This window comes from Vibrio sp. 2132-1, from assembly GCF_033344315.1.
Map to the genome: position 1 here is coordinate 35513 of NZ_JAWPON010000005.1, position 24834 is coordinate 60346.

Annotated in this window: 25 protein-coding genes; 12 read left to right on the forward strand and 13 right to left on the reverse strand. The window is 47.5% G+C overall.

Going from position 1 to position 24834, the window contains the following annotated elements:
• Positions 1–7 precede the first annotated feature (7 nt).
• Positions 8–547: a CAP domain-containing protein gene (locus tag R8N47_RS06580; RefSeq protein ID WP_064355011.1), complete on the forward strand. Its 540-nt coding sequence runs from the start codon at positions 8–10 to the stop codon at positions 545–547.
• A 77-nt stretch (positions 548–624) separates the two neighbouring features.
• Here R8N47_RS06580 and R8N47_RS06585 read toward each other — a convergent pair whose 3' ends face one another.
• On the reverse strand, positions 625–1044 hold the full coding sequence (locus tag R8N47_RS06585; RefSeq protein ID WP_005374615.1) for a VOC family protein: 420 nt from the start codon (positions 1042–1044) through the stop codon (positions 625–627).
• A gap of 318 nt (positions 1045–1362) precedes the next feature.
• On the opposite strand from R8N47_RS06585, the gene R8N47_RS06590 reads away from it, so the two are divergent.
• Together R8N47_RS06590 and R8N47_RS06595 are read left to right on the forward strand one after the other, a co-directional pair.
• Positions 1363–1968 carry an AHH domain-containing protein gene (locus R8N47_RS06590; protein ID WP_198039125.1) on the forward strand — a complete coding sequence of 202 codons (606 nt, stop codon included), beginning with the start codon at positions 1363–1365 and terminating at the stop codon, positions 1966–1968.
• Between the two features lie 11 nt (positions 1969–1979).
• A complete protein-coding gene (locus R8N47_RS06595) occupies positions 1980–2549 on the forward strand; it encodes an imm11 family protein (RefSeq protein WP_064355010.1) in 570 nt (189 codons plus the stop codon).
• A gap of 249 nt (positions 2550–2798) precedes the next feature.
• Here R8N47_RS06595 and ahpF read toward each other — a convergent pair whose 3' ends face one another.
• The 3 genes from ahpF to R8N47_RS06610 all read right to left on the reverse strand — a co-directional run bounded on the left by ahpF (position 2799) and on the right by R8N47_RS06610 (position 5861).
• Entirely contained in the window at positions 2799–4367 is a 1569-nt protein-coding gene (ahpF, locus tag R8N47_RS06600) for an alkyl hydroperoxide reductase subunit F (RefSeq protein WP_005374617.1), read from the reverse strand.
• 172 nt (positions 4368–4539) lie between these two features.
• On the reverse strand, positions 4540–5097 hold the full coding sequence (gene ahpC, locus R8N47_RS06605) for an alkyl hydroperoxide reductase subunit C (protein ID WP_005374632.1): 558 nt from the start codon (positions 5095–5097) through the stop codon (positions 4540–4542).
• A gap of 305 nt (positions 5098–5402) precedes the next feature.
• A complete protein-coding gene (locus R8N47_RS06610) occupies positions 5403–5861 on the reverse strand; it encodes a MarR family winged helix-turn-helix transcriptional regulator (protein ID WP_005383518.1) in 459 nt (152 codons plus the stop codon).
• Between the two features lie 137 nt (positions 5862–5998).
• Between R8N47_RS06610 and R8N47_RS06615 the strand changes: the two genes are divergently transcribed.
• The 3 genes from R8N47_RS06615 to R8N47_RS06625 all read left to right on the forward strand — a co-directional run bounded on the left by R8N47_RS06615 (position 5999) and on the right by R8N47_RS06625 (position 7277).
• A complete protein-coding gene (locus R8N47_RS06615; RefSeq protein WP_045484294.1) occupies positions 5999–6421 on the forward strand; it encodes an organic hydroperoxide resistance protein in 423 nt (140 codons plus the stop codon).
• A gap of 264 nt (positions 6422–6685) precedes the next feature.
• Positions 6686–6928, forward strand: a complete 243-nt coding sequence (locus R8N47_RS06620) for a type II toxin-antitoxin system Phd/YefM family antitoxin (protein WP_064355009.1) — start codon at positions 6686–6688, stop codon at positions 6926–6928.
• A gap of 13 nt (positions 6929–6941) precedes the next feature.
• Entirely contained in the window at positions 6942–7277 is a 336-nt protein-coding gene (locus R8N47_RS06625; protein ID WP_064355008.1) for a hypothetical protein, read from the forward strand.
• 53 nt (positions 7278–7330) lie between these two features.
• Here the strand turns inward: R8N47_RS06625 and R8N47_RS06630 are convergent, their stop codons facing one another.
• Together R8N47_RS06630 and R8N47_RS06635 are read right to left on the reverse strand one after the other, a co-directional pair.
• Entirely contained in the window at positions 7331–8428 is a 1098-nt protein-coding gene (locus R8N47_RS06630) for a YdcF family protein (protein ID WP_064355007.1), read from the reverse strand.
• Between the two features lie 299 nt (positions 8429–8727).
• Positions 8728–9627 carry an AraC family transcriptional regulator gene (locus R8N47_RS06635; protein ID WP_064355006.1) on the reverse strand — a complete coding sequence of 300 codons (900 nt, stop codon included), beginning with the start codon at positions 9625–9627 and terminating at the stop codon, positions 8728–8730.
• A gap of 184 nt (positions 9628–9811) precedes the next feature.
• Here R8N47_RS06635 and R8N47_RS06640 point away from each other — a divergent pair, with 184 nt between their 5' ends.
• Together R8N47_RS06640 and R8N47_RS06645 are read left to right on the forward strand one after the other, a co-directional pair.
• Entirely contained in the window at positions 9812–10675 is an 864-nt protein-coding gene (locus tag R8N47_RS06640; protein WP_064355005.1) for a helix-turn-helix domain-containing protein, read from the forward strand.
• 91 nt (positions 10676–10766) lie between these two features.
• Positions 10767–11354: a GNAT family N-acetyltransferase gene (locus tag R8N47_RS06645; protein ID WP_064355004.1), complete on the forward strand. Its 588-nt coding sequence runs from the start codon at positions 10767–10769 to the stop codon at positions 11352–11354.
• Positions 11355–11465: 111 nt separating this feature from the next.
• Here the strand turns inward: R8N47_RS06645 and R8N47_RS06650 are convergent, their stop codons facing one another.
• From R8N47_RS06650 to R8N47_RS06675, 6 genes are all read right to left on the reverse strand, one after another.
• Positions 11466–11732, reverse strand: coding sequence for a DUF2999 family protein (locus tag R8N47_RS06650; RefSeq protein ID WP_004746427.1), 267 nt, complete (start codon positions 11730–11732; stop codon positions 11466–11468).
• A 79-nt stretch (positions 11733–11811) separates the two neighbouring features.
• Positions 11812–12936 carry a lipocalin-like domain-containing protein gene (locus tag R8N47_RS06655; RefSeq protein WP_064355003.1) on the reverse strand — a complete coding sequence of 375 codons (1125 nt, stop codon included), beginning with the start codon at positions 12934–12936 and terminating at the stop codon, positions 11812–11814.
• Positions 12936–15446 carry an ABC transporter permease gene (locus R8N47_RS06660; protein ID WP_064355002.1) on the reverse strand — a complete coding sequence of 837 codons (2511 nt, stop codon included), beginning with the start codon at positions 15444–15446 and terminating at the stop codon, positions 12936–12938. The genes R8N47_RS06655 and R8N47_RS06660 overlap by 1 nt, the downstream gene beginning before the upstream one ends.
• The gene (locus R8N47_RS06665; protein ID WP_064355001.1) at positions 15433–16143 is read right to left on the reverse strand and encodes an ABC transporter ATP-binding protein; all 711 of its coding nucleotides are present in this window, start codon (positions 16141–16143) and stop codon (positions 15433–15435) included. The genes R8N47_RS06660 and R8N47_RS06665 overlap by 14 nt, the downstream gene beginning before the upstream one ends.
• Positions 16144–16630: 487 nt before the next feature.
• The gene (locus tag R8N47_RS06670; RefSeq protein ID WP_005374689.1) at positions 16631–16876 is read right to left on the reverse strand and encodes a DUF3297 family protein; all 246 of its coding nucleotides are present in this window, start codon (positions 16874–16876) and stop codon (positions 16631–16633) included.
• 105 nt (positions 16877–16981) lie between these two features.
• Positions 16982–18973: a U32 family peptidase gene (locus tag R8N47_RS06675; protein ID WP_064355000.1), complete on the reverse strand. Its 1992-nt coding sequence runs from the start codon at positions 18971–18973 to the stop codon at positions 16982–16984.
• Between the two features lie 227 nt (positions 18974–19200).
• Between R8N47_RS06675 and R8N47_RS06680 the strand changes: the two genes are divergently transcribed.
• Positions 19201–19647, forward strand: coding sequence for a DUF302 domain-containing protein (locus R8N47_RS06680; protein ID WP_213895989.1), 447 nt, complete (start codon positions 19201–19203; stop codon positions 19645–19647).
• A gap of 94 nt (positions 19648–19741) precedes the next feature.
• Here R8N47_RS06680 and ptsG read toward each other — a convergent pair whose 3' ends face one another.
• A complete protein-coding gene (ptsG, locus tag R8N47_RS06685; RefSeq protein WP_081248216.1) occupies positions 19742–21184 on the reverse strand; it encodes a glucose-specific PTS transporter subunit IIBC in 1443 nt (480 codons plus the stop codon).
• 253 nt (positions 21185–21437) lie between these two features.
• On the opposite strand from ptsG, the gene R8N47_RS06690 reads away from it, so the two are divergent.
• The 3 genes from R8N47_RS06690 to R8N47_RS06700 are packed head-to-tail and all read left to right on the forward strand — an operon-like array spanning position 21438 to position 24812.
• The gene (locus R8N47_RS06690; RefSeq protein WP_029804119.1) at positions 21438–22145 is read left to right on the forward strand and encodes a response regulator; all 708 of its coding nucleotides are present in this window, start codon (positions 21438–21440) and stop codon (positions 22143–22145) included.
• Positions 22135–23565: an ATP-binding protein gene (locus R8N47_RS06695; protein ID WP_064354997.1), complete on the forward strand. Its 1431-nt coding sequence runs from the start codon at positions 22135–22137 to the stop codon at positions 23563–23565. Before R8N47_RS06690 ends, R8N47_RS06695 begins: the two co-directional genes overlap by 11 nt.
• Positions 23566–23567: 2 nt before the next feature.
• Positions 23568–24812: an ABC transporter substrate-binding protein gene (locus tag R8N47_RS06700; RefSeq protein WP_064354996.1), complete on the forward strand. Its 1245-nt coding sequence runs from the start codon at positions 23568–23570 to the stop codon at positions 24810–24812.
• Positions 24813–24834: the final 22 nt, after the last annotated feature.

The following is a 24834-nucleotide window of genomic DNA, read 5'->3' on the forward strand; positions in this document are numbered from 1 at the left end:
AAAGACAATGCCAACTAAGATCTTAGTGCCTGCTTTGGTCCTACTTCTCAGCGCATGTGGCGGCGATGGGGAGTCGTCAGCCCCAGCAGAAAGCGGCTCACAAAACACAGGTTCCACATCGTCACAAGGCACATTTGCCGAGCAGATGCTTGCAGCGGTCAACAGCGCCCGCTCTACTACACAACAGTGTGGTGCAACCACCATGCCACCTGTTGGGGCCCTGACTTGGAGCTACGATTTGGAAAGCGCCGCTTATCGACATTCAAGCGATATGGCGAACAGCGATTTCATGAGCCACACAGGCTCTGATGGCAGCAAAATGTCAGATCGAGTTAACGCAACGGGTTATGCTTGGAGCGCCATTGGTGAGAATGTCGCCGTAGGGCAAAGCAGCATTAACGCCGTCATTAATGCTTGGTTATCGAGTGAAGGTCACTGCCTTAATATCATGAGTGCGGATTTTGATCAGATGGGCGCGTCGCTTGTCGAAAATCACTCTGCACGCTACGGATATTACTGGACTCAGGTTTTTGCCAAACAGCGCTAATGCGATAAAGAAGCCTGATAGATAAAATAAAACGCCAGCAGTCACTATCTGCTGGAGTTTTATTATTTACATCTCTTTTAGCTTGTCAGGTTACGAAGTTTTGGGTCATCCGCCAGGTATTCAACAAATTCAATCTCAAAACCGGCAGGGTCAACAAAATACACATTTTTGCGGTATGGTTCATCAGCACCAGGTTGGGCAATCGGATAACCTGCATCGGTTAGTCTTTTGATGATTGCATCGACGTTGTTGGTCACATAAGCAAAATGCGCTAGCCCAACTTGGTGCCCGCTCAACTCGCGGTTTTCTCCTTCGCCATGGTCACTCATGGCTATGTATTGATACTCGTCGCCAAAATGTAGCCAGTTTCTTGGTTTGCCACTCCATTCGCCTTTACCTTCATCACGCACGTACCAATGTGGAAATGCAGTTTGGTAAAACTTCAGCATTTCAGGGATATCTTTCACGACTAAGTTAATATGTTCTAGTTGGATCATGATGTGCTCCTTTTTGTCATTTTCTAGCCAACGATGAATATGCTAAAACCTCAAGTTAAGTTGAGGTAAAGGGCTTTTTTAAAATTTTTTAGGGTGACCCCGTATTTAACTTAGAGTTCGGGATGTGGATGGCTTTAGAGTAGGAGTCAACAGGTTGCGTATAACGGACAGTTTGAAAATAGTTAGTTTATAGATGGAAATATATAATACTGTCATTTTCAAGAATATTAGACTGCTTTTGTAGACTTACTAATAAGCATTTTAACAACTAGATTCATAGTTTATTTTTACACTTATTTTATTGCAAAGGGTTTGTTTGTGAGTGGTGTGAAAGAAAAATGTGTGTCGATTAAAGAGTTAGAGATTGATTTGCTTAATTCGACAGGTAACCCTAGTTTGGCTAAACAGCAGGCTCAAGCCTTTGCGATTCACTATGCAGGACGAGTAATTGACGCTGTAAAGTTTAGAAAAGGAAATATAAGTAAGGATGATTTGCTGCTGAGTAGACATATACGGTGGGAACATCACAAGAGACATAGTCAAAACTTAGCCAAAAACATGCTTTCGGCAAATCGAGGACCAAAGCCTAGCAATACTTGTGCTCACCATATAGTTCCTTGGTTTGATGATAAAAGCGCGGCCTGCTCTCGTTCGAGATTGCGTTTAGCTGCATGGGGAATAGATATTGACCATGAGGCGAACGGTGTTTGGCTACCTCGTTTCAGGTGTCATATACCTCATGATGGCATTCCAACAAAAGTAGCTCATAGCCAAACACATACTATGGTTTATTATCTCAACGTGGACTCTCTCCTTCGAGATACGATCGCAGAAGGACTTGGTCGTACTGGTATCATTGATACCTTGCGTGAAGTCGGAGAAATGTTACATGATGGGGACTTCCCAGTTAACCGTTTGATTTAAGTAAGCAAAAGATGAAAGTTTTTAAACTAAATCATGATGTTGAGAATTTCCCTTTTTTACAAGAAACTCAACTAGAGATTTCTATACAATACTCGGATGGCGATTTGCGGGAGTTATGTGGTGAGCGTGTCGCTGATGCTTGGATGATTATTGATTTGGAGTGGGTGAGTGATAACCACATGCTTACAACAAAACCTGATTTTGCAATCTGGCGTGCAGGCGAGTTTGCTTGTTCTGAGTCCGCATATAATCAAATAAACGAAGCTCTTGATTCCAGTTGTGAGTTTTTGCCATTACGCGTCGCTGGCGAGCGTTGGTATGCTATAAACATACTCAAAACTTGCGATGCCATTGATAAGGATCGCACTGTGTTAAATGTAAGAGCTAATGGTAAGCCAAGTCGTGTAAAGCGGTTTAAAAAATTAGTGTTGAGTAGTAAATCAATCAAATCCGGAGGCTTGTTCAGGATTGAAAATAACGGAAGCGGTGTTTACTGCAATGATGAATTAGGTGGTTTGTATGAAATTTACCATCGTTGTCAGCTAAAAGGTCTGATATTTGAAGCAGTAGAAACGAGTTAAAGCCCGCAATGTTTCACCCTAAGTGTATTTCGGCAGCTTTATTTTACTCTGTTATTTCTAGTAATAATTTGTTTCCCCCCCCCCCAAAAAAAAACAAAAAAGCCAGCAGTTAGTACCTGCTGGCAAAGTCTTTGGGCTTCTAGTTTTTTGATTTTATTTCTTGTTACTCATCGCTGTCACGGTGCCCCGATTGGTTTTCCGGGGAAGAAAACACAGCACCGTGCGCTTTGTGTCCAAGAAATTTGGAGATTAACCTTGCTTACGGATTAGGTAGTCAAATGCGCCTAAGCTTGCTTTTGCACCTTCACCCATCGCAATGATGATCTGTTTGTAAGGAACGGTTGTTGCGTCACCGGCTGCGAACACACCTTCTAGGCTAGTATCGCCACGGCTACCGACTTCGATTTCGCCGCGCTCAGATAGCGCTACTTCTGAATCTTTTAGCCATTCTGTGTTTGGTACTAGACCGATTTGAACAAAGATACCTGACAGTTCAATCTCTTTGATCTCATCTGTGTTGCGGTCTTTGTACTTCAAGCTTGTTACGCGAGTACCGTCGCCTACTACTTCTGTTGTTTGCGCCATCGTGATGATGTCTACGTTTGGTAGTGAGTTCGCTTTGTCGATAAGCACTTGGTCTGCGCGAAGTACGTCTGCGAATTCAAGAACTGTTACGTGTTCTACGATACCAGCAAGGTCGATAGCTGCTTCGATGCCTGAGTTACCACCACCGATAACGGCAGTTTTCTTGCCTTTGAACAGTGGACCGTCACAGTGTGGGCAGTACGCGACACCTTTGTTACGGTACTCTTGCTCACCCGGAACGTTCATTTCACGCCAGCGTGCACCAGGGCTTAGGATGACACTCTTACTCTTCAGCGTTGCGCCGCTTTCAAGTTGGATGTGAATCAAACCATCTTCTGTATGTGCTGCGCCCATTAGCTTCTCAGCTTGTTGCTCAGTCACGACGTCTACGTCGTATTCTTTTAGGTGTTCTGCTAGGTCAGTTGCTAGTTTTGGACCTTCAGTGCGTTTCACCGAAATGAAGTTCTCGATTGCCATGGTGTCCATAACCTGACCACCAAAACGCTTAGCAACAACGCCAGTACGAATACCTTTACGAGCGGCGTATAGAGCAGCTGCGCTACCACCAGGGCCACCGCCAACAACAAGTACGTCGTATGGGTCTTTTTCGCTCAATGCTTTCGCCGCTTTCTCGCTCGCGCCGTCATCCACTTTGTTTAGGATTTCAGTCAGAGACATACGGCCTTGACCGAATAGCTCACCGTTCACGAATACACTTGGTACAGCCATGATGTCGCGTTGTTTCACTTCATCTTGGAACAAGCCACCGTCGATCATGGTTGCTTTTACTTTCGGGTTGATCGCCGCCATCATGTTGAACGCTTGAACCACGTCCGGACAGTTTTGACACGACAGTGAAATGAAGATTTCTACGTCTAGATCTTTGTCTAGTGCTGCGATTTGCTCAATCACTTCTGGTTCTAGTTTGATTGGGTGACCGCCAGAGTGAAGCAGTGCCAATACTAGAGAGGTAAATTCGTGACCCATTGGCAAGCCTGCAAAGCGTAGTGCTGTGCCTTTAGCTGGGTTAGTTACCGCCATCACTGGTTTACGTGCGCTTGCGTTGTCGTCACGTTCAACAGTGATTAGGTCGCTCATCTCTGCGATTTGGTTCGCTAGAGACAAAATGTCATTCGATGCTTTGCTTTCATCTAGACTAACCACTAAACGAACTTCTTCTTTTACATTAGCCAGATATTGTTTGAGTTGTTGTTGGATCGCTTGGTCTAACATAGTTGTTACTACCTTAATTAAAACTAAAAAGTGGTTACTGTAGATAAAACCTGAGGGGGAGAGAGCAAATCAGGCAGAAGGTCGTCAAGGTATCTAACCTGAAGTGCTCTCTAATTCAGTTCTAATCAGAAAAAGGAAATCGGGAACTGATTAGAACTTAAATTTCAGTGGCTTAGATTTTGCCAACTAGGTCTAGTGATGGAGCTAGTGTCTCTTCACCTTCTTTCCATTTAGCTGGGCAAACTTCGCCTGGGTGCGCTGCTACGTATTGAGCTGCTTTCACTTTGCGTAGTAGGTCTTCTGCGTCACGACCGATACCTTCAGCAGTGATTTCCATTGCTTGGATAGTACCTTCTGGGTCGATTAGGAACGTTGCACGGTCTGCAAGACCTTGACCTTCACGCATCACACCGAAGTTGTTTGTGATGTTGCCTGTTTGGTCGCCAAGCATGTAGTACTGAATCTTACCGATTGTGTCTGAGCTGTCGTGCCATGCTTTGTGAGTGAAGTGTGTGTCAGTTGATACTGAATAAACTTCTACGCCACGTTTTTGTAGCTCTTCGTAGTGGTCTGCTAGGTCGCCCAGTTCTGTTGGACATACAAACGTAAAGTCTGCTGGGTAGAAGAAGAATACTGCCCATTTACCTAGAACGTCTTGTTCTGTTACTTCAACGAATTCGCCGTTTTTGTACGCTGTAGCTGCAAATGGTTTGATTTGAGTATTAATCATAATTTACTTTCCTTTGAATGTTTTAAGCTGAGCTGTTGTTGCTTTCGGAAAGTATATTCTCATCGGAGTGTGTTTAAGGAAAATCGCTTGTAACTATCCTATTGATAGCCATTTCCTATTTCACTTGATAGGGAAATCCGATGTAAGTGAGTTTGCTTTGATAGGTTTTATTGAAGATGAACGCAGATTAGCAATAGAGAATACCGATGATTACTTTGAGTAGATCTTCTAGCTAAGATCGAAAGAGCCTGCATCTCGGCAGGCTCTTTCTAATGGGAAATAGGGAAGTGGATGCTTCTATCTTGTTAGCTCAGATTGTCGAGCACTTTGCCACACAACTTCTTCAGCATGATCATTTCATCTAGCTCTAAGGTGATTTTACACATCATGGCGTTTGGCACTGACTTGGCTTGTTCCTTAAGATCACGACCTTGTTCTGTTAGGTTGAGTACGCGAACACGCTCATCGGTTTCACTGCGACCACGCTCTACATAGCCTTTTGCTTCTAAGCGTTTAAGTAGCGGTGTGAGTGTGCCTGAGTCCAAATGCAGTTGTGACCCCAACTCTTTCACGCTGGCACCGTCTTTTTCCCACAGCACCATCATCACTAAGTACTGCGAATAAGTCAGATCAAGCTCGTCCAGCAACGGGCGGTACGCTCGGATCACTGCATTTGCTGCGCTGTAGAGCGGGAAGCAAACTTGGTTTTCGAGTAAGAGTTTATCGTCGTCGGTCATGGTGTTGTCGGTGTAACACTGGCTCATTGGCGTTGCCTACCTGCTCACAGAGAAAGAGAGTTATAAAATAAATTGTGCACAATATAGTTGCAAACGATCTTTACTTCGATATAAGATTGCAGGCAATTAAATTGTGCGCAACTTAAATTAAGAAGGACACTCGCATGACTACTCTATACAAAACTCAAGCTACTGCTTTGGCTGGTCGTAATGGTCAAGTAAAAACAGATGACGGTCTTCTCGATCTAGAGCTGTCATACCCGAAGGAAATGGGCGGCACAGGTGCAGCAACTAACCCAGAACAGCTGTTCGCAGCGGGCTATTCGGCATGTTTCTCTAACGCGATTTTGCACGTAGCACGTGAAGGTAAAGTAAACCTGAAAAGTGCACCTGTAACAGCGGAAGTGGGCATCGGTCCGAACGATAACGGTGGCTTTGCACTAACAGTGAGCCTAGCGGTAGAGCTAGACATGCCACAAGAACAAGCGCTAGATCTAACGCGCATTGCACACCAAGTTTGCCCATATTCAAACGCAGTTCGTGGCAACATTGATGTGGCAGTAACGGTAAACGGCGAAGCAATTTAAGCGGTTTCAACCACTGCACAAAGACAAGAAAGCCTGCAAGTACGCAGGCTTTTTCTATATTTGAAGTAGGAGTCTAAATTTAAACTTAATTTAGTTTGTTCGAAATGCACAGGTATAGTTGGCAAGATTAGGTCAAAATCTACACGAAAAATAGAATGTGATTAGCACTTTCTATTGATTCAAATATTTCGGTCAAACCTGCAGTATAGCTCGGCTGGTTTCGCTTGTTGTTACACCAGCGAGGTTGCCGATAGGAGTCATGTGATGAGCACTGAAACGGTAAGTTATCTAAAAAAGAATGCTGCGAAGCTTGAACTGGATGAACCAATGACGATTACGCAAAATGGTAAGCCTGTTTATGTCGTTGAGTCTTATGAAGAACGTCAGAAGCGCGATGAAGCCATTGCTTTAATGAAGTTTGTTAGCTTTGCTCAAAATGATGTTTCGAATGAACGTGTAAAGTCATCAGAAGATATGAAGAGCACGTTAGCAGCACTCAAAGATTGAGTTTGATACGAGCATGGAAGCAAAAGTTCTCTATACACAAACCTTTGAAAATACGGCTGTTCAGAGTATTAACTATTTTTCGAACTGGAGCGCTCGCAACGATGTGATTGATAGATTAATTGCGGTGCAGCAGAGGTTTGAACACAACGTTTTGAATAACCCGTCTATCTATCTCCCTTGTTATGAACTGACAACAATCGGTGTTTACGACATCCGGCAGTTTAGCTTTGATGGATTCAAACTGCTTTACCGAATTGGTGACAAAAATACTATCTATGCTCTCGTGATTCTGAGTGACAAACAAAACCTACAAAACGCATTGATTGACCACTGCATCATGTTCAAATGATTCTATGAGAGACCGCATTAACGCGGTCTCTTTTGCTTTCTGGCTCTAGTGTATTAACGCGACTCTAGCGGGTAAGAGCGGTAGCTCCACATGCCGTAAGTACGCAGTGCATCGCGGTAGATACCAAGCAGCTCGCTATCGCTGGCTTTGGCTAAGTCTTTCAGTGGCTTGTCTGGGTAGCTTACGGTGTCAAAAGTGATGCCTTGTGGGCCAGTTTGCCAGCTTGCGATTTCAAACAAGGTTTGACCACGGCGCACGTGGCTCGCTGAGCTTATGATGGTCGCGTGTTTGATGTTATGACGCGCCAACGCGTAGCTGCTGAATAGGGCGTTACCTACCGTGCTGGTGGCGTAGTTTTCTTCAATGATGCGATCTTTGCTGATGCCTTTTTCAATCAGCCAATCCGCCATTAACTTGCCTTCGGTTTTGTGGTTCTTCGGTACGCCTCCCGTTAATACGATCAACGCGTCTGGGTTTGCTTTCGCCATTGCTAGCGTGGTTTCCAGACGCTCAACCAAGATTTGATGCATCGAACCATCTGGGTTCAGCGCGTATCCCAACGTGACTATAGCGCCTTTGTCATCCAGTTTGCCTTTATCGGCTTTCTCTTTTAGTGGCGTTGCAAGTACGCGGTCTACGGTGTCGAAGATGCGTTGGATGTCTGCGGCTTTGCCTGCATTGAGTTTAGTGAGCGTCGCCATGTGTTTCGCTGATTCTGCTTGGTTGCCCTCAAAGCGTTGCCATACCGCTAAGTAGGCGTGCAAATCCACATCGTCTGGTGCGACAGAAAGGGCTTGTTCAAACAGTTCAATCGCGCGGTCTGCATTCTTGTTGTAGATCTGCGCGTTTGCTGCAGAAATCAGTAGGTCAGTACGGTACGGCTCAAGTTTGTACGCTTCTAATAAGCGGTCGGTAACAATCTCCATGTTGCTCGCCATTTTGGCGGTAAAACCTGCATGCGAGATACGCGCAGGGGATTTGAATGCTTGTACTGCGTCGTTCAGTAGTTGGTCGACAACCTGACGTTTAGTGACGATCTGTGAGTAATCGGCGGAAGATTGGATAGCAGCATCGTTAGCCGCGATAGAGTATGGGGCAGCAGTCAGCGCAATCACGCTACCAAGAGCAATGGCAAGTAAGTTCTTATTCATGGAATGTCCTAGAGGTGCTGTAGTACCTAGTTTTTATTGTGCCTAGCGTTGTAGGTCGAACGGGGTCGATAGAATTTTTTCAGTCTAGGTTCGCTTCATGAACAATCTGTGAAATGAATCCCAACTCAGCCGAGCGAATGAATGCGCGTGGTCAAAACGCGAAGTAGGATCACGAAAATATTGAGGTAAATTGTTCGTGTTCTAAGTAATTGGATTAAAAGATAAACAGTGTTTGGAAGAACGGATTTAAGCAACCAGAGTAAGAAATGACAAAGCCTGCAACGATGCAGGCTTTTGGTTTATTTGATGGCAGTGCAGAAGCTAACGTCTGCATGATGCGTTTGTGGGTCGAAGCTGTGGTAAAGCTCAAAGCAAGGGCGGTCGTCGTTCTCAATACCGGATTCAATCACTTTGCTCATGACATCATCCCACGCTTTTGAGTATTGGCTCGAGTCAGTAATGTGCTGGCGCATCACCGCGTATTGACCGCCGGGGAAGTCTTGCAGCTCAATGCCTTTCGGAACTTCCGTGTCTTCTGGCACCATGAGACAGATGTCAGTACGGCACTTCTCGTCTGGCGTGATTTCAGGATTGTCATGGTAGATGAAGATGCAGGTATTGCCTGCCAAACCTTTCATTCCTGCCCATTGATACAGGCGACCTGACGGCTCTTCATAGCCTTGGCCGTAAGGGCCGTTTACGCGAATGTAAGCCAGTTTTGCTTTTTCAAAGTTTTGCGTTTCCATTGTCGTGCTCCATTTGGTGAGTTCAGAGCCAGTATATGAATCGCTTGGTGTTACTTCGTTTCCATTCTTGCGCAACGTGTGTCCAATCTTGCTGTTTCGTGCTAATTCAGAAAACTGCTGGTAGTTTTCGCAGTCACGAAAGGCTGTCGGCGTGACGCCATAATGTTGTTTGAAGGCTTTGGCTAAGCTCTGTGAGCTAGAAAATCCGTACTCTAGGGCAATGTTCAATACCGGTTGCTTGGATTTGAATAAGTCATCGGCGGCGGCTTCTAGACGTAAACGTCGAATGAAGTCGGCCAGTGTTTCGCCTTGCACGGCTTTGAAGGTACGATGAAAGTGATAAGGGGAAAGGTTCGCCAGCGCGGCCACTTCTGGCAGGTTGAGTGGCTCATTAAAGTGTTGTTCTAGATAACGAATCACAGGAACCAGTCGTTGGTGGTAGTCGACGCGCATCGGGGGATTTCCTTGTTCTGTTCAGCTTGTTTTCTCTGCTCAAAGCCTACCGCAATCCAACAAGCTTGCAAGGGAGCAGGGTGAGAAATGCGTGGCGAGATGAGCGTCAATCAGTCACACTCAACGAGCAGATGTTTAGGCAAATACGTTGCGCTCATTATCTTTACTAACCACTAGGACAATCATGATAGCTTGGAAACAGTCTCTGTCAGAGTACGAATGGCTTATTCATCAAGTTTGGTACTTGGAAGTGTCAGAGGGTGAAGTCATTGACCCCAAGCCGCACCTTATTCCAAACCCGCGTGCTCATTTACTCTTTACGCCACCAGAGCAAGACTACAGTTACGATACGGGAGACACAAAGCTTGCTGGCAAAGGCTGCCACTTATTAACGGCTAACGAACACTTGCTGTTGTTGGAAGATACGGCTCCTATCAAGCGTATCGGCATCACCTTTCGCCCAGAGGGTTTGTATGCCATTGAATCACGGTTTAGTGATGCACCCCAAGTAGCTGCAATTAACCAATGCGAATGGTTTGATTGGCTCAACACGGCGTTTGATGTGCGCTTTCAACAAGGGTTATGGCAGCTAGAGTTGCAAGATTCACCGCAATGTTTGCTGGGCTATATCAAGCGACATTTAGATGCGTTAGATATCGCCCCTTGCCGTACCAAACCGTTTTTGGTGTCACAAAAAGCGGTGTCCGTGATGGACGCTCAAGCCTTACGCTCACCTGAGCTAGCGATGGATATTGATGAGGTGGCCAAACAGTGCGCCTGTTCTCGCAGAACGCTTGAGCGCAGTTTTAAGCAGGTGGTGGGGTTGAGCGTTAAGCAGTATCAACAAATGGCACGTCTGGAGCAGATGATTTTGACCCTCTACAAGCAACAAGAGGCGATTGATTGGGCGAGCTTCTCACAGCAATTTGGCTTCAGTGACCAATCGCATTTGATTCGTACCCTCAAACAGCAGCTAAGAAAAACGCCGAGCAAGTACTTGAAAAAGCGCGACTTAACCATCGATATCTATGGCGATTTTGAGTCGTGATACATTGCTACTCAGCCTGAAAGTTGTCGCAAAAATCCAATTTTTCTCTTATTCGCTGGGCTACTATTTTCAGCAGATAACGAGGTAACACATGTCATATCAAAAACTAAAACAAGGCGAAGCCATCCCATTTAATGAATCTTTGACGATCCAACTGATTCAAGGCTCTGATCTACAAGATATTTTCGAGATGTTGAACGACGATAAGGTCAATCAGTATCTGTTCTTCGCACCTGCTGACAACAGCCTGTATGAAGGTTTCTTTGGCCCTATTATTGAAAATACAGCACAAGCGATTAGAGACAGTGTCTGGCCAGATAGCCCAACGTTCGTGATTCGTGACCAGCAAAGTCAGTACATGGGAATGTGTGCGGTGACCGCAGTGATGTTCTTAACTGGCAACTACGAAGTAGGTTATCAATTACCTACTTACGCATGGGGCAAAGGCGTTGCGACTCGCGCTTGCCAAATGATGACCGAGATTGGCTTTACTGAGCTAAACGCCCATAAAGTCAGTGCCGATTGCTACGCTTCTAATGTTGGTTCTTACAAGACGTTAGAGAAAAATGGTTTTACTCAAGAAGGCCGTCAGAAAGACTACTACAAACTAGAGCAAGGCTTTGACGACAAGCTTTACTACGGTATGACCGCAGAACAATTCGCGTCTTTAAATCGCTAATAATTAGCTGACAAAAAAGTAGCTAACAACAACGTAGCCAACAAAAAAGGCCGTTAACCCACATGCTCGGGTTAACGGCCTTTTCTATATTCAGCGCTAAATGGCTAAGACTTAGTTGCCTTGGTTTTGGCTTTGAAGCTTCTCTTTTGCTTCTTCAACCTTTGAGAAATCCAATCCCAACTCGTCTACGGCTTCTTTGATTAGCGCAGGGTTTTGCATCACTTGCGCCATCAGCATTTGTAGCTTGTCTTGTGGCAAACCTAGTTGGCTGATGGTTGCCATTGCTGCGAGCGGGTTTTGCGTCAGAGTCTGGAAGATTTCGTTGATCTGTTCATCGCTGATGTTGTTCTCTTTCAGCAAGGCGATAATTGGGTTCATCATATTTCCTTTCAATCAGTGTATGACTTGGTTGCCAGTATTTGTTCTAGCAGAATAATTGGGGCTCCCGCGCAATATTTCAATACCCTGTTAGCTCCATATAACCTGTCCCAGAATGAGAGCCCTCAATACGTACTGGGCCTTCCCAATAAAGCACAGAAAGCGGCATTTTCGCGTTCGGGTTGAGTGCAGAAACGGTAAGCTCGATTTGCTGCTTAGGAATCGACACCTGCCACTGGGTTGGATACTTTCGCCCTTGGATTTCTGTTTGCTTGGTCGCCTTTAACTGAATGTCTTTTTGAGAAATGGCGATGCCAGCCCCATCTTGCTGCATCAGCCTTGCGCTGGAGTAACTGGCTTGACCGGTTTTGGAATCCCGCAACTGGAACACCACCAAGCTGGTGTCGTCACTCAATCTTAGGGCAAACCAGTCCCAGCCTTGTTGTGAGTCGAGTAAGAATTGCGAGCTCCACTCTCGGTCTATCCAGCCTTTGCCCGACACTTGATGGGTTTTGCTGTCGATCGTGACTTCACCGGAGACATCAATAAACGGTTGGCTGTAGTAATACGAAGCCACCTGACCATCGGCGCTTTTGGTGCTGTACCCTTGCTCTCCTTGTTTTTGATACGGTGCGCTGCTGGTAAGAGTGAGCGAATAGCCAAACTGTTCGGAGTTTGCATTCAATGTGGCAGGGAAGAGATCGGTGGTTGAAGAAGTCCACTGCCAATCATCGAGATAAACCCGAAATGGTGAAGTGTCGACGCCAGCGAGAGAGGCTTGATCGCGCGACCATTTTTCATCGGCGTAGTGTTTGTCTGCGGTCGTCACTGCGCTGTGCGCCATGTAGATTTGTTGAGCTTGCCATTCGGTTTTCTTCACGTCATCTTCGCCCGTTGGCGGCGCAGCAGCAAAGCGAAACTGTGTCCACTGGACGCCAAGTGGAGTGCCATCTTCATCAATTAAGTTAGCGGTTAAGTACCACCATTCATGACGAAAGTTTGGGTGTGCTTGATGGTCTGCAGGGAAGGTGAGTTCAATCCCTTTTTCTACGGGTGTGAATAAGTTGCTCTCGCTTTGTGTATCTCCACTGCCCAGCAACGTGCCCATATTTTGCGTGCCCATATTTTTTTGTTGGGCATCTTCACAACCGAATAGGAATAAGCTGCTTATGAGTAGAGTAAGCTTGCTTGCCAATCGAACCATCACAACACCTCGCTTTGCAAACTGGATACGACAGGCTTACTGACCAATCGCCACAGCGGAATCAAGGTTGCGATCACTGCCACCAAGATGGTGATTGCCGCAATGCTCAGCGCATCACTCCAATTCCACAGATAATTTAAGCTCCAACCAAAAGCGCGCAAGGTGACAATATCTGTCAGCACATATCCCACCATGGCTCCTAAAGGTAGGGCAATAACCAGCGTAAAACTGACTAAAGCGACGATCTGTCCGACCACCATGGTCATTAATTTACGACGGCTGACGCCAAGTGCATACAGCCTTGCAATAGCGGCTTTACGCGCGTCGAGTAACATGAAACAAGCACTGAACAAGCCAATCACCGCGACCATCAACGTCACGCCGTTGAGCGCACGCGTAATGGCGAAGGTCTGCGAGAATATATCCAACGCGATGGATTTGATTTGCGCCTGATCGTAGAGCTGACTTGGATGCAGATTCAATTGCTCGCGCAGTTGCTCGTAGACGATTTGTGGGTCACCCGAGACTTTAATGCCGAGGCTTGTTGGCAGGTCGGTAAACCCGCTCTCTTGCCATAACTTTGGTGCTAATAAGACTTCACCGTTGGGTGAGCCGTAATCATGGAATACCGCGCCCACAAGTAGGTTCTTATTTGGAACGGCATCAAGCGTGAGCTCGCTACCCAGTGATAAACCCAGTTTGACCGCGGTTGGCTCACTGATAGCGACTAACTCACCTTGGTAAAAGCGCGGCCAGAAGTTCTCCAAATGCGATTTGAACACCATGGTTTGCTCTAAGGTGTCTTTGTCTTTGGTGCCAAGCAAAATCGGTAAGCCTTGCAGATTATCGTCGACGTAGTATTGCTTGTAGACGGTCTCAACCTTGTCGAACTGCCCTAATGTTCGCTCTACATCAGCGATTTCTCCTTGGGCAGGGCTGACGTAAATGTCGGCGTGTAGCCTTTGTTCTAACCACTGTTTTAGGGTGGATTCAAAGCTGCCAACTAGCGTGTTCATCCCCATATTGGCAGTAACGGCGAGTAGCAGCGCCATCATGGCGAGAGAAAGCGGAGAAATCAGCTCGCGCAGCTCAGCAAACAGATACTGCATCAAACCGGAATTGGTGCGCTTTTCACACCAATTGGCTAACACGCTGAGTGTTTTGGGTAGGTACAAAGGAATCGACACCACAAGCACGCCGAGCCACGCCATGGTGAAGCGGTGATGCTCACTCAGCCATAACCCTGCGAGTGCAAGAGTCGTCAACGCAGCACCTATCACGAACAATTGGTTTTCGTTAGAAGCTTCAGGTGCTTGATAAAATCCGCCATGAGAGGAGAGCGGCTGGCGCACTCGCTGTTTAAAGTGCTGCCAACACGCCAACAGGGTGGCGGCTAACGTGAGCAGCAGGGCTTGCGCCCACCATTGCCACTGCCAAGTGCCGGGCAGCAGTGTCGCGCCATAAAGTTGTTCTAATGTCAGCGCCACGGTCGGGTGCAACCAATGGCTAAGCTGCATGCCCAAGACAAAACCGAGGGAAGCACCGATGGTAACGAGAATAGTGAGTTCAACTAACAGCGCAGAGAACACAATGCTCGGCGCAACACCCGCTTGTTGAATTTGCACTAACAGCCGATTGCGTTTCAGCAAGCTGTACTTTACGCCGTTGTAAGCGATGAACAGCCCGACTAAAAACGCGAGTAAGCTCATTGCGGTGAGGTTGAGGTGAAAGCTGTCGGTCAGCGAACCAAGGTCTGTACTTTGGTTATTGGAAATCCATTGCCCTTGATCGCTAATCAGCTTCTGCCAATTTGCCTGCGTGTCTTTATCCCCTTTATCACCCGAATGGAAAACTGCAATGTAACTGAGCTGCCCTTGTTTATTGAGCAGTTGCTGGGCAAAGCCAATGTCCATCAACATTCGGCTACCTAACTGCCATTCGTCTGGTAGCACCACCACTTGGGTTGGAATGTCATCCAGAGTTAGGGTTTCTACTTCCCCTAAGTTTTGATGTTGAGATTGGCTCATCATCACGATCGGCTTACCGGCCAAAAGCTCAGGTAAAGGTAAAGCACTGTCGAACAAAGACACGTTTTGTTGGTTTTCTGACGAATAGCGCGAACGTGAGGAAATTGCGGCAATCAACTCACTACCTTGCACTGACCAGCGACGCCCTTGTTCGTCTCTCACTCGCCCTTCGATTACAGGTAGTGCTGCACTGAGCCCGTTTTGTCTAAGGGTGAAATAAAGAGACTCGGGCAGATAGTTTTGCCCTGCTGGTGGAATAATTAAGTTCTGAGCTTGTGCGCTAAGCTGCTCGGTAGATTCCGCATAACTTCGTTTGGCATTGAGGTTGATGGCTTGCACCGCAACGAATAAGGTCACAGCCAACACGATACCGATCAGAATCGCGGCGGCTTGCAGTGGCGCCTGCCGATAGTGCGCTGCAAACAGATTCAGGGCGAGTCGAGTATGAGTGAATCTGTTGTTTGATGGCTTAGTTTGCTTCATGGTGAAGCTCATGTTTGTTTACTTGATGGCTGTTCTGTAGCTGACTGTTATCCAATCGCAGCCGTGTTTTCATAAACTCAGCGCATTCAGGGCTGTGGGTGACTAACAGCACTGCCGTATTGCCTTGGGTGGTGATTTCACTGAGTAGCTTCATCACTTCTAACCCCGCTTTTTGGTCGAGGTTACCTGTGGGTTCATCAGCAAGTAGCAGTTTAGGTTTGTGTGCTAAGGCGCGCGCAATAGCGACTCGTTGTTGTTGACCACCGGAAAGGGCAGAAACATGTCTATCGAGCAGTTGGCTGATGCTCAGAGTCTCGACCAAATAATCGCACCAGTCGTTCCATTTCTGTTGATTCAAATGCAGAGGGAAGGCGATGTTTTGCTGCACGTTGAGTGGCGTTAATAGGTTGAATTGCTGGAAGATAACACCGAGTTTTTGGTGTCGAAATCGGCTCCATTGTGGGTCTTTCCAAGCCGCTGTGTTATCACCATCTAACCACAACTCGCCGTCGGAAAGTGGCTCAAAGCCAGCGATGACATTGAGTAAAGTACTTTTGCCGCTGCCACTTGCGCCTGTCAGCGCAACACTCGCTCCTGTGTTCAACGTGAAGTCGACGCCTTCCAACACGCGATGTGTCTCTTTACCATCAACAAAGCTTTTGCTGGCGTGTTTGAGTGTCACAAGTGGGCTTTCCATTTCCTCTCCCTGTATTAAAAAGGTGTCGTTTCTTTTGGCAATCGCTATTGCAGTTCGTTCTTTAGAAACTTTAGACAACAATCAGATAAAAACAGCGATTTACATCGAGTTTAGGGTCTGTTGACCTTTCGAGCTGATTTTTGCAGCGAATTGTTGGGTGTTTGTGCAAGGCAGAAGCTTTGATGTGTAGTTAGCCTACATGAAAAAGCTGATAACGCAGGAGAAATGACCAACAAACGCTGCCCAAAGGGTTCGGCTAAAATCGTTCTATGCTTTGTTAAGGAGTATTTACTTAGAATGCTAGGCTACACACTCCTTGCCTCGCCTAAAACGATTTTATCTCGAACAAAACTTAATCTCGAAAGATAAACAGACCCTACTTTGTACTGAAAATAAGAGGGAAGAGATTAAATGAGGAAGGGATATGACAGGCATTAAAAAAGCCCGAGTCAAACTCGAGCTTTCAAATACATTCAGCGTGGTCAGCTTACACGTAGTACGCTTCAACTTCGCCTTTAAGCTTGATTAGCATTGGGTTACCGAAACGGTCTTTTGCTTTAGGAGAAGCAATTTTTACCCAACCTTCGCTGATGCAGTATTCTTCTACGTCAGTACGCTCTTGGCCGTTGATACGAATACCGATTTGGTGCTCGAAGCATTCTTTGATGAAGAATGGGCTACGTGGGTTACCCGCTAGGCGATCTGGTAGAGCTGGTTTAGCTGTGTCTGTCATTTTGTGTGACCTAAATTCCGTAAAAAGTGCGCTATTGTAGTCAGTGCACTGTGTGTGTTCAAGATATGTTGAGAGTCGATGCGTTGTTTAACTTTCAAGTAACTCCTACAACCCCTTTAAATACTGCGCGTTGGCTGTTGGTTGAATCATGGCATTCAGCGTTTGGACGGTTTGTTCGCTGTGTTCTTCAAGTAGAGCTAAGAACGCGTCAATCAACTCAGGTTTGCTTGCTGAGACTTTCGTTTCGGTCTGGATATCACGCAGATCGATCAACACATCGGTAAACAATTGCGGCAGATCGTGCAGCACTTGCAGGTTTAAGATGTTGTGCTCGCTGTAGATTGAATTGTGGCTGCCTTTTTGTTTTTGCACCAAGTAAGGATTGTCTTTTAAGTTGATGATAGACGTGCGTTTATCACAGCGTTTCAAACAACTTTTGTTGACCTTCACCTTACGGCATCCTTCGGTTTGTTGAAACAAACATTGGCGGCTCGTGAGTAGAGTGTTCGGGTGATAAATGCTGTAGAAGCTGCGCATGTTTTTCGGACGCTTTATGTGACGCACCTGCTTCATATTCAGCTCGTTAGAAACAAACGCGCCACTTGCCGCGAACTCGTCTTGAAGGCATTTAAACGCGTATGAGTTCACCGTGTTCAGTTGTGGGCCTGCCACCCAGCCTAAGCCGAGCTCTTTTGCGATCATGCCGACACCTGAGTTGTTGGTGATCAACAACTCAGGTTGGATGGTTTCCAAAAATACGCGCGCGGCGTGGTAGTCTTCGCCAATCAAAATGGCTGGGAACCAAGGTTTGAGCATTGGGTTGGCTTGGAACAATTCAATCATCGCGCTCAGTTCACCAGACAATCCCATTGGCAATTGATAGTAAACATCAACGTCGTGGTATTCGCACAGCATGGCTTCTTGTGCTGACGAGATCAGAACCGATAATTTTGGCGCACCTTGGCGAGGTTCTGGTTGAGGTAACGTTGGCAGAGTTGGCACATCAATCGACCCTTTCAAGCTGCTGCCGGATACTTGTGTTGAAGTGACATCGAACGACTTAGTTTGCTCTGCCACTTTCTCAATGATCGCGGTTTTGTCATCGTAGAGTTTCTTTTTCACCGCTTGTACATCATCAGCAGACTGGCATTGGTAAACCTTCGAAAAATGCTTTACAGCATGGTCGCGCGGGTTGTCGATGTACATCGCCTTGCCGAAATCACCTTGCAAAAATGCGTTGGAGAAATCACGGTTGAACACCGTGTATAACTCTGTGGTGTCTTCAGAGAGTTCCAAACCCTCGCACAAGCGATCGATTTGCTGGCGCCAATTGTCGACCACGGTATAGACGTAGTGCGATTTCTTGATTCGCCCTTCCACTTTTAATGAATACACGCCAGCATCGGCAAGCGCTTCCAAGTCCCCAAAGGCGGAGTTGTCTTTCATATTGAGTGGGTAGTTGTTGCCCGTTTTGGTCGTTTCGTACTGTTCGCGACAAGGTTGGCTGCAGCGTCCACGGTTACCTGATGCACCATTGCGAGCGGAACTGATATAGCAAATTCCGGAGAATCCGATGCAGTATGAGCCGTGGACAAACACTTCCATCATTACGTTGTGCTCGCGACCAAATTGCGCCAGATGTTTTATTTCATCGATGTTAAGTTCGCGAGATAGATTTACTCGGCTTGCGGTGAGCTGGTTGAGAAAGAGGATCTGGCCTTCGTTATGCGTGTTCAGTTGCGTTGAAGCGTGCACATCCAAATCGGGAAAGTGATGTTTGAGAATGTAGGCCAGACCGAGATCTTGCACGATCACGCCATCGATTTTGGTGGTGTTCAGTTGGCTGAGTAAGCGAACAATCGCCGGAATTTCACTTTCTAAAATCAGCACATTCAACGTTAGGAAAATCTTACAGCTGTGCTGGTGGGCTAACGTTAACACGCCATTTAAGTTATCTAAGGTGAGGTTAGTCGCTCGGTTACGAGCATTAAAGCGGTCGAGCCCACAGTAAATTGCATCGGCGCCAGCGGCAATGGCGGCTTTGATGGAATCTAAATCGCCACCGGGTGCCAATAACTCAAATTGATCGCGTGTCACTACTTTTCTCTTTCTTACTAAAATAGGCTGCAAATGTTACGTATTTCACGCTTTTGATGCTCAGCTAGTTAACGCTTTATTAATCTGAATCAATTAATCCGTGTTACACGGTCGACTCTTGAGTGGGTAGAGTGCAATTCGCGATAGCGGAATCTGACTTCTATAGTTTTCCTACACTTGGTTTTTCTATATTTAGTTTTCTACTCAGAGAGAGGAAGGGACGACAAATGAAAAAAGTAATGATGGGGTTGGTAGTGGCGTTGGCGTCATTGAGTACGTTGGCTGGGGAGGGTGTGGTAACCGTTGCGAGCACGCATTCAGCAAAAGATACGGCGGATAAATTTGTCGCTATCGCGCAAGAAAAAGGGTTGAACGTCTTTGCGCGCATTAACCATCAAGAGAACGCCGTGAAAGTCGATATGACGTTGCGACCAACTGAAGTTATCGTGTTTGGGAACCCTAAAGTGGGCACACCACTGATGATCTGTGCGCAGGAGGTGGCGCTCGATTTACCCCAAAAAGTGTTGGTGTATGAAGATGCTGAAGGTAAAACGTGGTTAGCTTACAACGATCCGATGTATTTAAAGCAGCGCCATCATATTGAAGGCTGTGACGAGGTATTGAACAAAATCAGCGGCGTGCTGAGCAATTTAACCAACGCGGCGGCGAAGTAGGGCTGGTTATTGGCTTCGCTTTTTTTACTCCGAAAACAAAAAGCCAACCTCACAAGGAGGTTGGCAAATCTTACCTAGATTGGGGGAGGTAAGATCAGGAGGTGGCGAGTACGCTGTGCACTTCTGACTTAATTGAGTCAGACTGCGTACCGAAAATCGCTTGTAAACTGTCGCCAATCACTAACACATCTCGCGCGCCAAGTTCTTTTAGCTTAGCAACATCAACGTTAGCGATGTCTTTCACCGAGACACGCAGACGAGTGATACACGCATCGACTGACTTAATATTGGCTTTGCCGCCCAATGCAGCGACTACATCCACCGCAATTTCATCAGGCTGTCCGGCAATCTTCACTTCTGCAATGTCGGTTTCACGACCCGGCGTTTTTAGATCCAACTTCACAATTAGGAAGCGGAACAAGCCATAGTACAGCGTCGCCCAGATTGGACCGATGATGATGAACATCCACGCGTTGCTCGACATTGGGTAGTAAAGGAAGAACTGGATCGCGCCGTGCGCAAAGTCAGTACTGTGTTTGATTTCCAAAAATGCGGTGATCGCAAACGCAATACCAGTTAGGAAAATATGGATCACGTACAGCACTGGCGCGACGAATAGGAAGGTAAATTCGATTGGCTCTGTGATACCAGTTAACCAAGAGGTCAACGCCGCAGACATCATCAAACCACCGACGATTTTCTTACGCTCAGGAGACGCGCAGTGGTAAATCGCCAATGCCGCTGCTGGTAGCGCCCACATGGAGTACATAAAGCCACCAGACAGATAACCTGCGGTTTTATCGCCCGCGAAGAAGCGAGTGAGCTCACCGGTAAACTCTTTGCCGGTTTCTGGGTCTACATAGCTGCCGACTTCAAAGAAGAACGGCGCATTCCAGATGTGGTGCAAACCAACCGGGAGTAGTGAACGTTCGCCCGCGCCGTAAACCGCCCACGCGAGTACAGGGTTTTGGTACGCTGCCCAATGAGAGAATGCATCAAGAAGTTGTCCGACAGGTGGCCATGCAAACGCGAGAATCGCACCAACGACGATCGCCGATAGACCGGTGACAATGGGCACAAATCGCTTACCCGCGAAGAAGCCCAAATATTCCGGCAGTTTGATGTTGTAGAAGCGGTTGTACATGATTGCCGCCACCGCACCGATAAAGATGCCGCCAAACACCCCGGTTTGCAGCGTCTCAACGCCCATGATCGTGGCGTCAGTTTCTAGGCCGCGCAGGCCAGTCACGATACCGAGCGATGCGTTCATAATAATTAGGCCAACTAAGCCTGCGAGCGCAGCCGCACCGTCATTGCCTTTTGATAACCCGAGCGCCACACCGACCGCAAACATCAACTGCATGTTGCCGAACACGCCTTCACCGGCGGCGAGCATCACTTTGTTGACCGCGTCTGGAATAAACGCAAAACCCGCGTTACCAATACCCAGCATCAAGCCAGCCACTGGTAACACCGCCACAGGCAGCATCAACGACCGCCCTATTTTTTGTAGTTGTCCAAATATACTTGCAAACATGGTTTCCTCCTGACGAATGCCAGTGTTGTAGGACCTGATTCCTTCAGGTCATGTTGTTTCACGTAAGGTCAGGATGATCATAGCGAGCAAGGCGGCGCCTAAGGTTACAAAAGGCAATCAGTTTGTAAGTGGTCGCTTACAAATCTCTTACACCGAGAAGTGAAAATTGTAATCGGCTCGATTGTGAATGTGCGTTTAAGAATGCATCATATTGGCCAGCGCCAAACTCAGGGACGGACACAGGGAAAGTAGGATGGAAAACAAGCAGATACTGGTCGTCGATGACAACCTCGACCTTCGCGAAGCGTTGTCGGATTACCTTGGTCGCGCTGGGTTTGAAGTGCTTTGCGCGGAAAACGGCGGCGCGATGTGGCAACTGCTCAACGATCACCATCCTGATTTAATCATCCTCGATATTATGATGCCCGGTGAAGACGGCTTTACCCTGTGCCAGAAACTGCGCAAAAACTCCGATATCCCGATCATCATGCTGACCGCAGTCACTGAAGAAGCCGACCGAGTCGCAGGACTAGAAATGGGCGCTGACGACTACATCACCAAATCATTCAGTCCGCGTGAACTGCTCGCGCGCATCAAAACGATTCTGAGACGCAGCCAAACGACCGCCAATAGCAAACTGACGCGTAAAGTGCGTTTTGACGATTGGTTATTAGATACCGTAACCCGGCAACTGACCCACGTTGCTAGCCGCGAGGTTAAGCAACTTAGTGGCGCGGATTTGTCGCTGCTCGGTTTGTTCGTCAACCACGCGCAATCAATATTGTCTCGCGATGACATTGCGCGCGAGATCTGGGGACGCGATGCCGACCCGTTTGAACGCGGCATTGACGTGCAGATCAGCCGCTTGCGTCATCACCTTGAAGATAAAGACCGTTCGCTGATCCTAACAGTGCGCAATAAAGGCTACATGCTGACCACGGACGTGCATTATGAGAATTAAACGCTGGACGGGATCACTGGTCGTTCGCACCAGTGTGTTCTTGTTGCTGGTGATCATTCTGGCGCAGGTATTATCCGGAATTATCTGGTATCAACACGCCAGCGAACGCGATAAAGAGGGCCTGACCACCACAGTCAAAAGCTTAGCACTGAGCGCTTCTTCTACCATCGCCTTCTTTCAAACCCTCCCTTCGGAATATCGCCACTTGGTGCTCAATCAACTACGCAACATGGGTGGTACGCGCTTTTTCGTCTCACTCAACAATCACCAGATTGACGTCGACCCGCTGCCAGAGAGCGAGCGCAAAACGCTGGTCATCAACCAAGTTCGTGAGGTATTAGAAAGCGAGCTGAGCGGCATTCCTAATATCGAGGTGGAGTTCACCCAGCGCGACAAACTCAAAGTGTTCAACAACGAGCTACCTATCGATGAACTGCCACTATTGTGGGCGCATTATTCGCTTTCGTTTGGTGACCTCAATCCACCCATTCTGGTGATGCAGGTCGAAGTCGCGCAGAACGAATGGTTTTATCTCGCGGCGGTGCTACCCGCGCCTTACATCAACCTAGAGACTAACTATTTTGAGCTGCGCCAATGGCTGACGCTATTGCTGTCCGCGCTAATGCTGTTGCTGTGTACCTGGTTTATCGTTCGCAAAGAAATTCAACCAATTCGAGAGCTGGCAAAAGCCGCAACCCTGATGTCGAGCCGATTAGACGTGCCCGAAGTTTCTGAGCGCGGCAGTAACGAACTGAAAGCGGCGGTACGTGCGTTTAACAAAATGAATCGACGCATCGACAGCCACATTAAAGACCGCGAGATGCTGTTCAGCGCCATCTCCCACGATCTGAAAACGCCGATTGCCTGCCTAAAACTGCGAGCGGAAATGCTGGATGACGACGCCGACCGAGAACGCTTTATCCGCCTGAGTAACGACCTAGATTTGATGGTCAAAGGCGCATTGCAATGCATTAAAGAGACCGATATCCACGAGGAAATCGAGCCGATCAATTTCACCCAACTGATTCAGCACATTTCCTCCAATATCGCCGATGCGCCGGACACAATTCGCATCCACGGTGAAATCCGCACCCACTTTGCTGGTAAACCGTTAGCGATTAAGCGCTGCATTCAGAATCTGGTCGATAACGCGCTCAAATACGGCCATCAAGCGGACATTACGCTGAGTGAAAGCCCAGAGTCGATCCAGATTGAAATTGAAGATCACGGTGGCGGCGTTGACGATTTATTACTTGAAAAGCTCTGCCAGCCATACTTCCGCGCTAGCAACGATAAAGAAGGCAGTGGGCTGGGGTTAACCATTTCACAGAGTATTGCAAAGGCTCATGGCGGCAACTTGTTGCTGAGCCATTCTCAGTTTGGCGGCCTCTGCGCCACGCTGACTTTCCCGAGAGACTGACTATGAACAAACTGGCATTCTTGTTCCCACTGTTGCTCGCCCCTTGCGTCGCTCACGCTGAGTCGCCACAAGGGGTAGAGTTTTTACATTGGTGGACTTCTGACGGCGAACAGCAAGCGCTGCAAACACTCAAAGCTCAGCTAAAACGGCACGATATTGAGCTGCTGCAAAGCCCGGTGCTAGGCGGTGGTGGCGACAGCGCAATGACGGTACTGCAAGCTCGCGCGCTGGCGGGCAATCCACCGAGCTTCGCGCAAATAGAAGGGCCAAGTATTAAGGCGTGGGATGCCATCGGTATTTTGCACAACGTCAACACGGTAGCGGATGAGCAGCGCTGGGACGAGGTGCTCTACCCGCTGTCTATTGAAATCAATAAAACACAAAACGGCTATATCGCCCTGCCACTTACGCTGCACCGTTTGAACTGGTTGTGGGTCAACCACAAACTGCTTAAACAACTGAATCTGTCCGCGCCGAAAAACTGGCAAGAGATGTTCGCTGCCATGGAGCTTGCTAAGCAAAATGGCATTGTACCGATCGCGGTCGGTGAGCAGCCGTGGCAAGTCGCCCAACTTTTCGAGAACTTAGTGATCTCCACTGGCGGCGTTGAGTTCTACACCAATGCGATGGTTAAACTTGAGCGAGATAGCATCGACAGCGACACCCTGCGCCAAGCACTGACGCAATTTCGTCGCCTCAGTTTGTTGATCGACAACCAATTGCCCGACAGTAAGTGGGATACGGCGACCCAAGCGCTAGCCGACGGTCAAGCACTGTTTCAAATCGGCGGTGATTGGATATTAGGTGAGCTGCTCGTCAATCAAGTCTCGGTTCCGCAAGAGGTCGGCTGTTACCCAACGCCGGACAGCGATGGTGTATTCCTCTACAACATGGACAGCTTGGTGTTTATGTCGAGCAAGTCGTTTTCTGCCGAGGCGGCTCAGCAAACCGCAAGCGCGCTGGCAGACGTCGAGTTTCAAGCTAAGTTCAATAAGGTAAAAGGCTCGATTCCGGTGCGTACCGATATCGACATCAGCGATTTTAATCCGTGTCAGGTCCAGTCATATCAAGACTTTCACTACGGCGTTAAACACAACCTCGCTGTGCCGAGTATGATTGATTCAATGGCGGTCAATCCGGTTGCTCAGCAAGCGATAAACTCGGAAATCTTCCGTTTTTACCGCAATCCCAAGATGGAACCCGACGAGCTGATAAAACGCATTATTGCTATTTCGCAAAGCGGTTAATGGCAATTAATTTGTGCCGAGT

What these genes read in the sequence shown, in the direction of transcription:
- R8N47_RS06580 (WP_064355011.1), top strand. Translation starts at nt 8, where the DNA reads ATGCCAACTAAGATCTTAGTGCCTGCTTTGGTCCTACTTCTCAGCGCA.
- R8N47_RS06585 (WP_005374615.1), bottom strand. Translation starts at nt 1,044, where the DNA reads ATGATCCAACTAGAACATATTAACTTAGTCGTGAAAGATATCCCTGAA.
- R8N47_RS06595 (WP_064355010.1), top strand. Translation starts at nt 1,980, where the DNA reads ATGAAAGTTTTTAAACTAAATCATGATGTTGAGAATTTCCCTTTTTTA.
- ahpF (WP_005374617.1), bottom strand. Translation starts at nt 4,367, where the DNA reads ATGTTAGACCAAGCGATCCAACAACAACTCAAACAATATCTGGCTAAT.
- ahpC (WP_005374632.1), bottom strand. Translation starts at nt 5,097, where the DNA reads ATGATTAATACTCAAATCAAACCATTTGCAGCTACAGCGTACAAAAAC.
- R8N47_RS06610 (WP_005383518.1), bottom strand. Translation starts at nt 5,861, where the DNA reads ATGAGCCAGTGTTACACCGACAACACCATGACCGACGACGATAAACTC.
- R8N47_RS06615 (WP_045484294.1), top strand. Translation starts at nt 5,999, where the DNA reads ATGACTACTCTATACAAAACTCAAGCTACTGCTTTGGCTGGTCGTAAT.
- R8N47_RS06620 (WP_064355009.1), top strand. Translation starts at nt 6,686, where the DNA reads ATGAGCACTGAAACGGTAAGTTATCTAAAAAAGAATGCTGCGAAGCTT.
- R8N47_RS06625 (WP_064355008.1), top strand. Translation starts at nt 6,942, where the DNA reads ATGGAAGCAAAAGTTCTCTATACACAAACCTTTGAAAATACGGCTGTT.
- R8N47_RS06630 (WP_064355007.1), bottom strand. Translation starts at nt 8,428, where the DNA reads ATGAATAAGAACTTACTTGCCATTGCTCTTGGTAGCGTGATTGCGCTG.
- R8N47_RS06635 (WP_064355006.1), bottom strand. Translation starts at nt 9,627, where the DNA reads ATGCGCGTCGACTACCACCAACGACTGGTTCCTGTGATTCGTTATCTA.
- R8N47_RS06640 (WP_064355005.1), top strand. Translation starts at nt 9,812, where the DNA reads ATGATAGCTTGGAAACAGTCTCTGTCAGAGTACGAATGGCTTATTCAT.
- R8N47_RS06645 (WP_064355004.1), top strand. Translation starts at nt 10,767, where the DNA reads ATGTCATATCAAAAACTAAAACAAGGCGAAGCCATCCCATTTAATGAA.
- R8N47_RS06650 (WP_004746427.1), bottom strand. Translation starts at nt 11,732, where the DNA reads ATGAACCCAATTATCGCCTTGCTGAAAGAGAACAACATCAGCGATGAA.
- R8N47_RS06655 (WP_064355003.1), bottom strand. Translation starts at nt 12,936, where the DNA reads ATGGTTCGATTGGCAAGCAAGCTTACTCTACTCATAAGCAGCTTATTC.
- R8N47_RS06660 (WP_064355002.1), bottom strand. Translation starts at nt 15,446, where the DNA reads ATGAAGCAAACTAAGCCATCAAACAACAGATTCACTCATACTCGACTC.
- R8N47_RS06665 (WP_064355001.1), bottom strand. Translation starts at nt 16,143, where the DNA reads ATGGAAAGCCCACTTGTGACACTCAAACACGCCAGCAAAAGCTTTGTT.
- R8N47_RS06670 (WP_005374689.1), bottom strand. Translation starts at nt 16,876, where the DNA reads ATGACAGACACAGCTAAACCAGCTCTACCAGATCGCCTAGCGGGTAAC.
- R8N47_RS06680 (WP_213895989.1), top strand. Translation starts at nt 19,201, where the DNA reads ATGAAAAAAGTAATGATGGGGTTGGTAGTGGCGTTGGCGTCATTGAGT.
- ptsG (WP_081248216.1), bottom strand. Translation starts at nt 21,184, where the DNA reads ATGTTTGCAAGTATATTTGGACAACTACAAAAAATAGGGCGGTCGTTG.
- R8N47_RS06690 (WP_029804119.1), top strand. Translation starts at nt 21,438, where the DNA reads ATGGAAAACAAGCAGATACTGGTCGTCGATGACAACCTCGACCTTCGC.
- R8N47_RS06695 (WP_064354997.1), top strand. Translation starts at nt 22,135, where the DNA reads ATGAGAATTAAACGCTGGACGGGATCACTGGTCGTTCGCACCAGTGTG.
- R8N47_RS06700 (WP_064354996.1), top strand. Translation starts at nt 23,568, where the DNA reads ATGAACAAACTGGCATTCTTGTTCCCACTGTTGCTCGCCCCTTGCGTC.